Origin of the sequence: Stenotrophomonas sp. BIGb0135 (assembly GCF_024810105.1) — a bacterium.
GTDB lineage: Bacteria > Pseudomonadota > Gammaproteobacteria > Xanthomonadales > Xanthomonadaceae > Stenotrophomonas > Stenotrophomonas maltophilia_AB.
Genome location: NZ_JANUDX010000001.1, coordinates 530,647 through 543,370, shown reverse-complemented (window position 1 = coordinate 543,370; position 12,724 = coordinate 530,647). Strand labels below are relative to the sequence as shown.

At 66.3% G+C, this 12,724-nt stretch carries 8 protein-coding genes; 6 read left to right on the top strand and 2 right to left on the bottom strand.

Annotated features, from left to right (window positions below; translation table 11 throughout):
* Positions 1-2,239: 2,239 nt before the first annotated feature.
* The 6 genes from M2421_RS02490 to M2421_RS02465 all read left to right on the top strand — a co-directional run bounded on the left by M2421_RS02490 (position 2,240) and on the right by M2421_RS02465 (position 8,505).
* On the top strand, positions 2,240-2,698 hold the full coding sequence (locus M2421_RS02490; RefSeq protein WP_259203011.1) for a DUF4189 domain-containing protein: 459 nt from the start codon (positions 2,240-2,242) through the stop codon (positions 2,696-2,698).
* Between the two features lie 480 nt (positions 2,699-3,178).
* On the top strand, positions 3,179-3,886 hold the full coding sequence (locus M2421_RS02485; protein WP_259203010.1) for a hypothetical protein: 708 nt from the start codon (positions 3,179-3,181) through the stop codon (positions 3,884-3,886).
* Positions 3,883-5,097, top strand: a complete 1,215-nt coding sequence (locus tag M2421_RS02480; protein WP_259203008.1) for a lipase — start codon at positions 3,883-3,885, stop codon at positions 5,095-5,097. Before M2421_RS02485 ends, M2421_RS02480 begins: the two co-directional genes overlap by 4 nt.
* 185 nt (positions 5,098-5,282) lie before the next feature.
* A complete protein-coding gene (locus M2421_RS02475; protein WP_259203007.1) occupies positions 5,283-6,029 on the top strand; it encodes a hypothetical protein in 747 nt (248 codons plus the stop codon).
* Between the two features lie 95 nt (positions 6,030-6,124).
* The gene (locus M2421_RS02470; protein WP_259203006.1) at positions 6,125-7,978 is read left to right on the top strand and encodes a peptidoglycan-binding protein; all 1,854 of its coding nucleotides are present in this window, start codon (positions 6,125-6,127) and stop codon (positions 7,976-7,978) included.
* Between the two features lie 173 nt (positions 7,979-8,151).
* Positions 8,152-8,505, top strand: a complete 354-nt coding sequence (locus tag M2421_RS02465) for a hypothetical protein (RefSeq protein ID WP_259203005.1) — start codon at positions 8,152-8,154, stop codon at positions 8,503-8,505.
* Between the two features lie 7 nt (positions 8,506-8,512).
* On the opposite strand, the gene M2421_RS02460 is transcribed toward M2421_RS02465, so the two are convergent.
* The gene (locus M2421_RS02460; protein ID WP_259203004.1) at positions 8,513-11,260 is read right to left on the bottom strand and encodes a UvrD-helicase domain-containing protein; all 2,748 of its coding nucleotides are present in this window, start codon (positions 11,258-11,260) and stop codon (positions 8,513-8,515) included.
* Between the two features lie 90 nt (positions 11,261-11,350).
* The gene (locus M2421_RS02455) at positions 11,351-12,568 is read right to left on the bottom strand and encodes an MFS transporter (RefSeq protein ID WP_259203003.1); all 1,218 of its coding nucleotides are present in this window, start codon (positions 12,566-12,568) and stop codon (positions 11,351-11,353) included.
* Between the last annotated feature and the right edge of the window lie 156 nt (positions 12,569-12,724).

Below are 12,724 nucleotides of genomic sequence, written 5' to 3'. Positions count from 1 at the left end.
TCTTGCGCAGCCCTTGCATTTGGCGCCGGTAAATACGCGGTCTCCTTCACAAACGAGACAAGGCGGAGCGTTGCTTATACGAAAAAGGACGCTTTAAGAAAGTGTGGTCAGGCGGATTGTAGAATTGTACGTGCTGGCTGCACAGTTCCCAATTGATTGCCTTGCAGGCGAGGGTTCCGGGCTTGGTTGCTGTGCGCTTGGGGTTTCCTTATCAGGTTTATGAAGGGTTTCATCACCTTGATTAGGCGCTTTGACCGGTGCGCCATATAGCCATTCGGAGCTCCTTTCGGTGGCTGGTTTTGCGGGTTCCGCATCCGCGCAGCAGCCGGGCTCCGTGCAAGACACCATCGAGGTTCTGCACGCAGAGAAAAATTGCCGCTCGGAGAGCCTTACCGGACCGGTGGGTGGCTATCGCGATCGCCATGGATAAGAACGACGGCTTAGGCTGGAAAGTTGATGCGACCAGCAAGGGGAGGGTGAGGGCGTTGCTCTCGAGTTGTGCAGGTCGGTAGATGGGAGTGAATGTGAGGTAATCGGTAGCGTGTGTCGGATCTTAAGCGGGATTTGGTTGGGCACAGGCCCAGCCAAGAGTTTATGGCCGCAAGAATTTCGAGCGACGAATTTGAAGAGGCGACAAAAGCCAGCGCTGTGTGTTCTGGAGGGGTAGATGAACGCTCTAAGGATGCTCTTGGCTGTCAGCGTTATCGTGACGTCGGTTCCGCTGGCATCCGCGCGGCAGCTTGGCACGATGGAGTACAACACCGTTTTCTTCCTACTAATGGCTTGGGCGACACTAAGCATTCTGGACCGAGCGTAGGATAGTTCGTGAGTGCTGCACCGAGCCGTCGCACTGAGCTGGACTGCTTGTCAGGGTGTCCTCGCTTGATTCACTGGCACTACGAAGGGCCGAGGTCGGCTATCTCCGTGCAGCGATTCCATGTTTCGTATCAAGGTGAGGCTCTTCCCTAGACCAAGGAAACATGCTTTTCCGAGTGCGGTGAGGCACACTGCAGAATCATTCGTGAGGCGTGTTCGCTGCCGGGGCGCTGAGTTCAGTCGCGGTCGGGATGCGCGGATGCGATAAGATGCGGGAAGGAAGGCTGATAACAAGGTCCAGCCTTTGGGTGGGACGTTCGCTTGAATGTTCCGCTTGACGAGCAGACTTCTTCTATTTGAGAGAAGCTGATGAGATCGGTCCTGTTCAGTGGTGCGGCGCTTCTGTTGTTCGGTGCCATTCAGGCTCCTGCTGGCGCACAGCAGCCTGGCTCAGTCGAATACAACACTGTGTATTTGCCTGGCCATGGTGCAGGGGACGTGGTGGCTACCTCTGCGTTGGATAGATGGGGAGCAATTGCTACCGGGAAGGGCGACGCGCTCGGATTTGTTGTAGGTGCGCGCTCTGAAAAGGAGGCAAGGGCTAACGCGATCAAGGAATGCTCCTCTGGCGGCGCGGAGAGCTGTGAGGTGGAGGACGTCTTCATTAATGTGTGCATCGCCGTTGCCAGCAGTCCGAGCGCGAACTATTGGTCTAGTGGGTCACCAAACCGAAACACTGCTAAAGCACTGAGGGAACGGGCGCTGAAAGGCTGCGGAGAGAAAGACTGTAGGATCATCCGTGAGGGCTGTGCTTACGAGTTCTGACTAAGAGACCGAGTGGGTGTTCGTCCATCTAATAGCTTTGCACCGACTTTCAGGCCGGTGATCGGGCGGCATTGGCGATCCTCGCGTGATCTCTTTCGCCGCCATTGCACATGGTCGTCAGCCAGGTGCCGTTGAATACAGCGCCTTCTTCCTTCCCGCACTCGGATGGGGCGGTGTGTGGCGCGCCCGGCCGATCAACCGGTGCGGCGTGGTCGCGACCGGCAAGCGAGCAACACATGGGATCGCTGTCGGTCTTGGCTCGAATCGGCGGCAGAGGCGGCGGCCATCGAGGACTGCGTGAAGGATGGGACGGAAGGGGGCGAGTCCTCCGTTACCTTTGTCAGTGCATATGGGGTCGTGGCGACCAGCTCCTGGACGTAGGCCCGGGCCAAGCAGATCCGGCGAAACAATCGGCAGAAACCTTGCGCGCAAGAGCGTTAAGAAGGTGAGGCTACGCTGGGTGCGCGATATCTCCTACGGGTACACGGAGCCGGTTGAGCGCTGTACGGACTCAAGAAGCCTTGGTGGCTCACCGCGCAGCGGTCGCAGTACACTGTCAACGGGACTGCTATCCACTCTGCACTCAAGGACGCTGCATATGAAATGGAATGTCGCACTTCTTTTCGCGGGTATCGTGCTGTTTCCCTCCGCTGACGTCTTTGCCCAGCAGCCCGGCTCGGTCCAGTACAACACGGTGACGCTGCCGGCGATGATGGCGGCCCAGCGCTCCGGGCGCCTGGCGCCTCCGTCCGACCGCTGGGGGGCCATTGCCATCGGCGAAGGCCAGGCCTACGGCTGGATGGACAAGGCCGGTAGCGAGGACGAGGCCAAAGCCGCGGCGTTGACCGATTGTCGGGCCAAGGGCGGCGGTGACTGCGTCGTAGAGACGGTGTTCGCCAATGCCTGCGCGGTGCTCGCCGCCGGCAGTGCCGGACATACCATCGCCAGCGCACCGCCGGCCGAGCGCACGCTGGACAAGACCACCAAGCGCGCCCTGCGTCGTTGCGGCCCCGACTGCAAGGTCGTCCGCGAGGGCTGCGCACTGCCCGGCGGTTGATCCCGGTCGCCGGTGGGCGAGCCCGGGCGGCCTTCGCCCGGCCCCGGCGGGGCGTTTTCCAGGGGCTTGGCCTCGCCCGTTCCCTTGGGGTAAGCTGGGCCCTCAACACGAAGGCGGGGCCATGCCCCGATACACTTTCGAATTGACCGCCCTGTAAAAGACTCAAGGATTGAGTCCGGTTGACGTCAAACGGCCCTTCGGCCGTCACTCACCTCTGGAGCCAATGATGGCTGTTACATGCGTGGTTGGGGATTTTCTCGATATTACTGAAAGGCCGGCGCCGGATTGGCCTGGCCTCGATTTGCTGCGCCCATCACATTTTCATATGCCCGCAACGCGGGATCATCGGCGCTGCACGGCGCCGTTTGGGGACGGTCGTGCGTTCCCGTCGCCCAGCATGACGCAGCCTCATCCGTGGCATTACGCCTACGGTGGGTCGCACGAGCGCGTGCTGTCATCACAAGGTCATCACGCCTCGCCATGAGTATGCCGATCATCGAGAAATCGTCACGATCGTCGCGCCTGCGGCTGCACCAGTTCGCCGTGGCATGTGCCTTGATCGTTCCCATCGCCGCCTGTTCCGGGCAAAACAACACGGTCGCTCCCATGAATGCATCGCTGCAGACTTCCCCCGACGCTCCGCCGTTGCGTACGCTCAATCCGGCCCCTCGGCGCGCCTTCGAGGTGCGGGTGGTGCTGGACGGGGCGCCGGGTCCGTTCACGCGTGTCAGCGCGGTGGCCCAGTACGACGTCAGCAACGAGGCCGAGTGCGGCAAGAAGGACGAGCTGGCCGGGGTCTTCCTCAGCATCACCAGCAACGAAACCGTCAGCCTGACGCGCGTATCCGATACCGAATATGCCGGCACGGTATATGCCGACGGCATCGTCGATGAGGACTATTACGGACGAGGCGTCTGTCATTGGGAGCTGACCGAGGCGCGCGTTGTGCTGCAGGCCGGCAAGGATGAGGCCGATACGCGCTTCGTCGCCGATCTGCCGGCCGCCGCGATCCTGGGCCAGGGCAGCCGCACCAAGCATTTCTGGACGGGCTATTACCCGCGTGCGGAGATGCCGGGGTTCCGTGAGTTCGGCAACACCGACCTGAAGACCGCGCAGGGCCGACAGGCCGCGGATCAGCGCGATGCCTTCTTCAGCATCACCGTGACGGCCAAGGAGACCACCAAATGACGGTTCCCTCCCAGGAGTATGCGGGGCTGGCGGCGCATTCCTACCAGGATCTGAAGGTCGGGCAGCGCGGTCCGAACGACGAAGAGAAGGTTGTCATCGATGGCACGCAATACCGTGTCGTCGAGCATGCCAATAATCCCAACACCGGTTACCAGGGCACGATCTACCAGAAGGTGGACTCCGGTGAAATCGTGGTGGCGCACCGCGGCACCGAGGAAGTCTGGAAAGACGGCATCGTGGCCGACGGTTCGATGGTGCTCTCGCGAACCAACCCGCAGGCCGACGATGCGATCGCATTGACCGGCCGTGCGCTGCACTATGCGCGCACCTACAGCAGCGTCAATCCGCCGGAAGTGACCGTGACCGGTCATTCGCTGGGTGGCACGCTGGCCCAGGTGAGTGCGCACCACTACGACCTGCGCGGTGAAACCTTCAATGCGTACGGCGCGGGCAGCCTGGACCGACGCATTCCCGAGGGCCCCAACGATCGCATGGTGAATCATGTGATGGCCGCCGACGTGGTGAGCGCCGCCAGTGGCCACTACGGTGAGGTCCGCACCTACGCGACCGAGAAGGAAATCTCGGTGCTGCGCCAGTCGGGTTATCACGACAACCGGTTCGTGGATTTCCTCACGCCCGACCTGCCGGTCGTGGCGGCCGCGCGGTCGATGGGGTCGCACAGCATGCACAACTTCCTGCCGGTGGATGGCGACGGCAAGCCGGACAAGTCCGTGCTGCAGGACCCGGCCGCGCAGGCACGCGCCGAAGATCACAAGGACGCCATCGACAACTACCGCGGCGATGTGGAGCGGTTGCGCAGGGTGGTGACCATCGGCGCACGCGGGCCGATAGGCGCGATCGAGGATGTGGTCGACCACGTGCGCGGGCCGGTCAAGGCCGGTGAGCCGGCGCGCCAGCAGCAGGAGCGGGAGGCGCAGGCCACTGGCCGGCCCCTGTCCGAGCGGGCGCCCGACGCCGCGACCCCGACGCGCGAAGGAGGCGGGGCGGGGCAGGATAATGTGTCGCGGTTGCTGGATGCCGCCCGGGGCGGCAACGCCGAGGACCTGCGTGCGGCCACGGCCAGCCTGCAGAACTCCGAGGCCGGCCAGGCCTGGCAGCAGCGCGTGGACGCCCAGGTGCAGGCGGCGACCCAGCGAGACGCGGCCCAGCACGCTCCGCCACCGTCGCAGGACGCGGCCCGCTTCGCCTGAGGCGCGGGACCACCCATGCGGCACGTATCGATGGAGGATGCATGAGACAGGCAAAATTGGCGTTGTTGGCGATGGTCATTGGTATGCTTGCCGGCTGCGGCCAGCAGGATGGCGACGCGGCGACACGCACGTCAGGGACGGCTGTCGGAGCACAGCCCGCCGTGGAACAGCAAAAGGACCCAGGTATGACCGCGCTCAAACCGCCTTCTCCCGATAGCATTCTGTATGTCATCTACCAGCGCGACGGCGATGGTGCGTTCACGTACGAAGTGGATGGCGGCGTCATCGTGAGTTACTGGTATGGCTATGCTTTCGATTTGAAGGGCAAGCATTACTTCACCGGGTTCGCCACCCGTACCGAAGGCACCGAGGGGCCGGAGGCGGAGGGCGGGCTGATGGAGCCGGGCCACGTAGCGATCGCGCAGGCGACCTTCGTGCAGGGCGGCGATGCCGCCAAGCCGGTGTGGTCGCAGCTGGATACCGACGGTTACGTGGGCGAGTTCGGGGCCAACGACCAGGGCGACCCGGTCGATACCACGCGCAAGGCGCAGTCGCACGCCACCGACGACGGCCGGCTGGTGCTTGCGGTGCCGACGCGCCGGTTTGCCGACGGCGTGGCCACGGCCTCCTTTGCCCTGTTCCTGTTCGACCCGGCCAACGTGGACGACCTGTCGTTCCGCCGCTGGGGCTACCTGGGCAGCATCGCGGCCGGCAGCGACAATTCGGCCGCCTGCGACGATGGGAAGGTCATGCCGTGTGCCGTCAGCACCGGCGAGCTGACCTTCGGCGCGCCGGGCGCGTCCGGGCTGCCCGCCCTGAAGGTGGGGCTGGCCGGCAAGGCGATCTCGGGCCCCGGCACGCTGCGTGACCTTGGGCCGGCCGATGCCCTGACCTATACTTTTAACGCGAAGGCGGGGCGTTACCAGCCCTGATAAACTTTCGAGTTGACCGCTCTGTAAATGACTCATGGATCGAGTCCGGTTGACGTCCTGCGGCCCACGGCCGCACTTCATCTGAGGAGCCAATGATGGCCAGCACGAATGACAGAGGCGAGATTCTCGACGTAATCGAGCGTCAGGCAGAGCGCAGTGGTATTCCGCGGGAAGACTTCCTGCGGTTTGCGTATATCGAAACCGGCGGCAACTTCAACGCCACGGCGCACAACACCGGCAGCGGGGCGAAGGGCCTGTTCCAGTTCGTGCCCAGCACGGCGGCCGAGTTCGGCCTGACCGGGCGTGAGTTCGATCCCGCCGCCAATACCGAGGCGGCCGCGGCCCTGTACGCGCGCAACCGGACCCAGATCGTGGACCGCCAGGCCCAGACCGGGCATTCCTTCCTGTCCGGCGCCGAGCAGCCCAACGGCCTGGACATGTACCTGGCCCACCAGCAGGGCGGCGGTGGCTATGCGTCTATCCAGCGTGCGATCGCCACCGGCGAGTTTTCCCGTGACGATACCCGGGCCAATATCCTGGGCAATATCAGCTCGCGTGATTTCGAGCGCGTGACCGGCCAGCCGTTCGCGGGCGTCCGCGACATGAACGACCGCGACCTGGCCACCTCCTTCACCCAGTACTGGAATGCCAAGTACGCCGCGATCGAGATTGCCGACCGCGGCATCACCGCCTCGGCGGTGGCGCCCGCCGCGCGTGCCGCGGCAGTGGCCGCGCCGCTGGCCGATGGCGTGCTGCAACGTGGCGAGCGTGGCGAGGAGGTGCGGGCACTGCAGGAATCGCTCAACCAGATGGGCTTCCGTGACGCCCAGGGCAATGCGCTGGAAACCGGCAGCGGCATCTATGGCCAGCACACCGCCGAAGCGGTGCGCAGCTTCCAGGCCGCCAATGCGCTGGATCCCAGTGGCAAGGCCGATGCGGCCACCCGCGAGGCACTGGCGGCGCAGCAGGCGCGGCCGGAGAACGAGCGCAACCGGCCGGCCGAACCGGAGCGGGCGGCGGGTATCGCCTGGCCGGCGCCGGGCAATGAGCGCATCAACGAGGCCGACAAGCCGCGCGAAGGCCGGGGCGAGTTCGGCACGGCGCGCAGTGGCGGGCGCACCCACGGTGGCATCGACATCCAGGGGGACGTCGGCGATCCGATTGCCGCCTTCGCCGGTGGCAAGGTCACGGCGACGCCCAACAACGGCGCGGCCGGCAATACCGTGCGGATCCAGCACGACGATGGTTCGATGACCAAGTACTTCCACCTGGATCAGATCTCGGTGCGCAATGGCGACCGCGTCGAGGCGGGGCAGCAGATCGCCACGATGGGGCGCAGCGGCAACACGCCGGCCAAGGGCGACACCCACCTGCATTTCGAGCTGTGGCGCGACGGTCGCAAGGTCGACCCGCTGCCCGAACTGCGCGGCAGCGAGCGGGGCGCGGCCCACGAAGGCGGCGCGCGACCGGCGGCCAGTGCGACGCAGATCCTGCGTGTCGGCGCCCAGGGGGCCGGGGTGACGGCGCTGCAGGAGCAGCTCAACGCCTTGGGCTACAAGGATGCCGCAGGCAATGCCCTGGCCAATGATGGGCATTTCGGCCCGGCCACGCGCGATGCCCTGCTGGGCCTGCAGCGGGCGCAGGGGATCAAGGCCGACGGTATCGCCGGGCCGCAGACCTGGGGCAAACTATCCGAACTGTCGCGCGAGGCGGGCAAGGCCGGGGAGGCCCCGTCGGCGCCCGACAAGGCACGGGAGGAGGGCGGTTCGTCCAGCTTTGTCGAGCGGATGTTCGCGGCCGTACGCAATCCTGAAAGTGGCTCGGTGCAGAAGGTCATCGATGAGTTCGCCTCGACGATGAAGAACCCGCAGTGGGACAAGCCGGCGCCGCCGATGGAACAGGCGCCCCCGACCGAGCCGTCCAAGGGCTCCTCGGACCCGCAGCGCTGAGCCAGTCATCACCCCTGCCGGGCGCGGGTTCGGCAGGGGTGCGGTACGTCGGTGGGGGCCGAAACGGCGTGTGTGTGTAGACAGTGGTAACGCAATTGGCTTTATCATCCAACCAGGCGTTCAGCCGTAATTAGAGACCAGTGCGCAATGGCGCGCTGTAGAGAGGGAACTTCATGAAGATTATCTTCAAGATCGGTCTGGTCGTCTTGGTGCTGCTGAGCTTCAGGCTCGATGCGCAGCAGGGCTATTACGGGAAACTGACCTATCGTTACAACGATCCTTTCCTGTTCTGCACCAAGGGGCAGGACAGGAAGATGAACCCGACGCCGTGCTGGATTCCGATGCCGCCCTATACCGGCGCCTTCATGATGATGCCGTACTGCCGGCCGCCGAATCCGAAGGGCAAGGATTGGAGTCAGGATGACACCAAGTCCTACCAGGAGTACCTGAGGACCTGTCCTCAGGCGATCTCCTCCGGGCGCTGGAAGGGTCCGGGTCAAGCCGAGACGTCCCCCTTCCAGCACTGAGGGGGATTCAAGCCCGTGCCGTGGTGCGTGTAGGCATCAGCCGGGGCACTTTCCCTGGCTTGTACTCGCAGCGCGGGTAACTCGAGCAGGACTCGAACGCCCCGTACCTGCCCGTGCGGGGCACGATCACACCGACCCCGCAGGCGGGGCAGGGCGTGTCGCTGACGGCGTGCCCGTCCAGCGACGTTATCGTGACCGCACCGGCCTGGACCAGTTCGGCCAGGAACGGCGAGCGCCGTCCGCGTACGCTGAACATGGCCACCGAGCGCCGCGCGCGGGTAAGCGCTACATAGAACAGTCGACGCTCTTCGCCGAGGGGATAGGCATCGCCATGCGGCATCGCCAGTGACAGCACCGGGTCATCGGCACGCGTACTGGGGAAGCTGCGGTCGAGCATGCCGGGCAGGATGACGTAGTCGGCCTCGGCGCCCTTGGCGCGGTGTGCGGTGAGGAAGGTCACCTCCATGCAGTGGCCATGCCGCGCCTTCCAGTCGGTGGGCACGTAGGCACGGTCGGCGTTGTAGCGGCCCAGCACGAACACCCGCAGCCTGCCGTCGCGCCCCGGTGCCGCTGCGCCGCTATCCAACTGCTGCTGCAACTGCGTCAGATACTGCGCCACCGCATCGCGCAGCTGGTCGCGCGAGCCCACTTGGAAGGCGCGCAGTGCCGCGCCCTGTTGCGGCGCGCGCGATTGCACGCGCTTGCGGATCTGCGCGGGGTTGCGCGACACGAACGCGCTGGAAACATCGCACAGCGCCTGCGGGCAGCGGAAGGTCTGCTCCAGCTTCAGTACCTGGCCGTGGCCGAAGTAGTCGGCAAAGCCGGTCATCACCGAGACATCGGCGCCGGCAAAGCGGTTGATCGACTGCCAGTCATCGCCCACCGCGAACAGGTAACGACCCTGGGCCTGGACCAGGGCCCGGCACAGGCGCGCCCGCGCCCGCGAGGCATCCTGGAATTCATCGGCCATGACCAGCGTGTAGGGCGGTACGTAGCGCCCCTGCTCGACGTGCTCGGCGGCCTGGTTGAGCATGTCCTCGAAATCGATCGCACGCTCGGCCGCCAGCGCGTCGTCCCAAGCCTGCAGGATCGGCGCCGCCAGCTGCAGGAACAACCGATGGCGGTGCTTGAACCGATCCTCGGGCAGGGCCTGCAGGCGCGCGGCCATGTCCTCGGTAGAGAGCGCATTGCTCTTGGCGTGGCTGATGAAGGTGCGCACCAGGGCGATCAGTTCGGCATCGGGCATCGGCCGCGCACCGCCTTCGGGCAGTTCGCGGTCCGGGTTGGGGTCCAGCACGATGCCGTGCGCCGAGAGCGCCTCGCCCAGGATGTCGAACAGGGCGCCGCTGCGCAGCTGCCGGGCGCAGGTGTGGAGCAGGCCGGCGGCGTGCCGTGGCGGCTGGCCGGCTCCCGACGCGGGCTCCTCCTCGCCGCTGGCGAGGTGCACGTGCTGCAGACCGGTCTCCGGGTAGCGGAACATCGCGGGCGGCTGGCTATAGGTGTCGGTGGACGGGTCCAGATGTTCCGGGCGCTCGTAGCTGTACGCCACGCCGCTGTAGAACAGCCAGTCGGCGATCACGCAGGTGTCGATGTCGGGGACCCGCTCGCCGTTGAGCGTGTGCACGTAGTGCCTGCCGTCGGCTTCCCAGCCATCGGCCGGGGTGGGCTCACCCGCGGTCGGCAGATCACGCCCGAACACCAGCCGGAACATGTCCCACTGGGTGCGGAAGGCATGCGAGCGGTCCTTGAGGACGTCGATCAGCTCGGCCAGCCTGTGGAAGCCCAGGCTGGCATCGACTGCCCAGTCCGGCACGTCCGGCAGGCGCCCCGTGGCCTTGCCGATGATCTGCCGGCCGAGCGCGTGGAAGGTCCTGGCCTGCACCTGCACGCCCTGCATGCCGAGCCGCTGCAGCGCTGCGTCGGTGCGCTGTTGCAGTTCGGTGGCCGCCTCGCGGTTGAACGCGAGCAGGACGATGTGGTCGGGCGCGACCAGGCCGCGGTCGATCGCATAGGCAGCCTTGGCCACCATCGTGGACGTCTTGCCCGAGCCGGCGGCGGCCACGACCTGCACGCGGTTGTCGAAGCAGAGCACCGCGTGCCGTTGTTCGTCGGTGAGCGGTTGCCGCTCGACGCGGTCGAGCAGGTCGCGGCTGTGCAGCATTTCGCGCTGCAGGTGGGCGGCGTTGCGTGCGTCCCACAGGGCCGTCCAGTCCTGCGCATGGCGGAGCAGCTCGGTTTCGATCCGCGAGGCCTTCCCCGGCAGCTGGGCACGCAGGTCCGGGTCGTCGAACACCGCCCACAGCGCATCCTCGTCCAGTGGCAGCGTCGGGCGCTGCTGCAACAGTGCGCGTTGCTGCTCGGAGGTGAACCAGTGCCCTTCGGCGTCGGCCTGGTCGAGCGCGGCGTCGGCCTGCGCCAGCCAGGCGCGTATCGCCAGGAGCGCGGCCTCGGCATCGAGCAGGCGTTGATCCTGCGCCCGGGCCTGCTCGAGCTCCCCCAGCGCCTGGCGAAGGCTGCGGGCCTGCCGGTTGGGCAGCCCGTCCAGGCGCACTGCATCGGGTTGGCCGGGAAACAGCACCAGGCCGGTCCACACCAGGCCGCGCCGCACCTGCAGCGACGGCGGGGCGGTGATCGGCACGGGTAGCACGCGATCGTCGATGTGCAGCTCGATCTGCGCCCCCACCCGTCGCAGTTGCCAGTACGGCGTACGCGCGAAGCGGCGGCCCCAGTGCGAAGGGGTCCAGTGGTGCGTCATCGGGAGTTTCCAGGCGGCGGTCGACGCTGCTGGGCAGCGCGATGGTGGGTCAGCCGGCCATGATAGGAAAAACCCGACGCGTTGGCTGCCTCAGGATTCGCAGGCGGCCGGTCGAGTCCGCGCCTGCCGGCCCACCAGCACCGCCACGCCCCACAGCAGCAGGCCGCCCAGCGCGGTGGCCGCACCGACGTAACCGGTGGTGGCCGGGCTGAAGCCGGCGCCGATCGCCATGCCGCCCAGCCACGGCCCCAGCGCGTTGGCGGTGTTGAAGGCAGCGTGGTTGGACGCCGCCGCCAGGGTCTGCGCTTCGCCGGCCACGTCCATCAGGCGGGTCTGCAACACGGCCGCCAGCGCACCCATGGTGCCGACGGCGATGATCATCGGGAACAGGCTCCACACCGACTGCGCCGCCAGCGGGTAGGCCAGCAGCACCACGATGGACCACACCAGCACCACGGCGGCGGCACGGAAGTGGAAGCGATCCACCAGCCAACCGCCGGCGACGTTGCCGATGATCGCGCCGATGCCGAAGATGCCCACGGCCAGTGGCATCCAGGATTCAGCGAGGCCGGTCACCTGGACCAGGGTCGGGGCCAGGTAGGTGAACACGCAGAACATGCCGGCGAAGCCGACCGAGCCGATCGCCAGCGCCAGCCACACCTGGGGGCGGTTGAAGGCACGCAGTTCGCGCATCGGCGAGGTGCGCACCTCGTCCGGATCCGGCAACAGGTAGCGGGCGATCATCGCCACGGTGGCGATGGCCAGCACGCTGACCAGGGCGAACGCGGTACGCCAGCTGAGCTGCTGGCCCAGCCACGTGGTGAGGGGGTTGCCGACCAGGATCGCCACCGACAGGCCGAGCAGGACCTTGGACATGGCCGCGCCACGCTGCGCAGGCGGGCTGATCGCCGCGGCCACCAGCATCGCCACGCCAAAGTAGGCGCCGTGCGGCAGGCCGGCGACGAAGCGGGCCAGCAGCATGGTGCTGTAGTTGGGGGCCAGCGCACTGGCCAGGTTGCCCACTGCGTAGAAGCCCATCAGCGCCAGGAGCAGGCTGCGGCGCGCGTATCCGGCGCCGGCGAAGGCCAGCACCGGTGCGCCGACGACCACGCCGATCGCATAGGCGCTGATCAGGTGGCCAACCTGGGTTTCGCTGATCGACAGGCCGCGGCTGATTTCCAGCATCAGCCCCATGCTGGCGAACTCGCTCGTGCCGATGGCAAAACCGCCCAGCGACAGGGCCAGCAGGATGAAGGTGCGCTCGCGCGAAGACAGGCGCGAAGCCAAGGGGGCGTGGGAGGGGCTCATGCGACGACGTTGGATCAGGGAACGGGGCATTGTACTGTTGCGGCGCAGCAAAACGGCGTATCCAGCGGCTGACGACGTAGGACGCTGTGGTGCGCCGCGCCCGCGTGGGCGCGCGATCACCTGCTGTCTCACGCATTGGTGCGACATTGGTCGCCA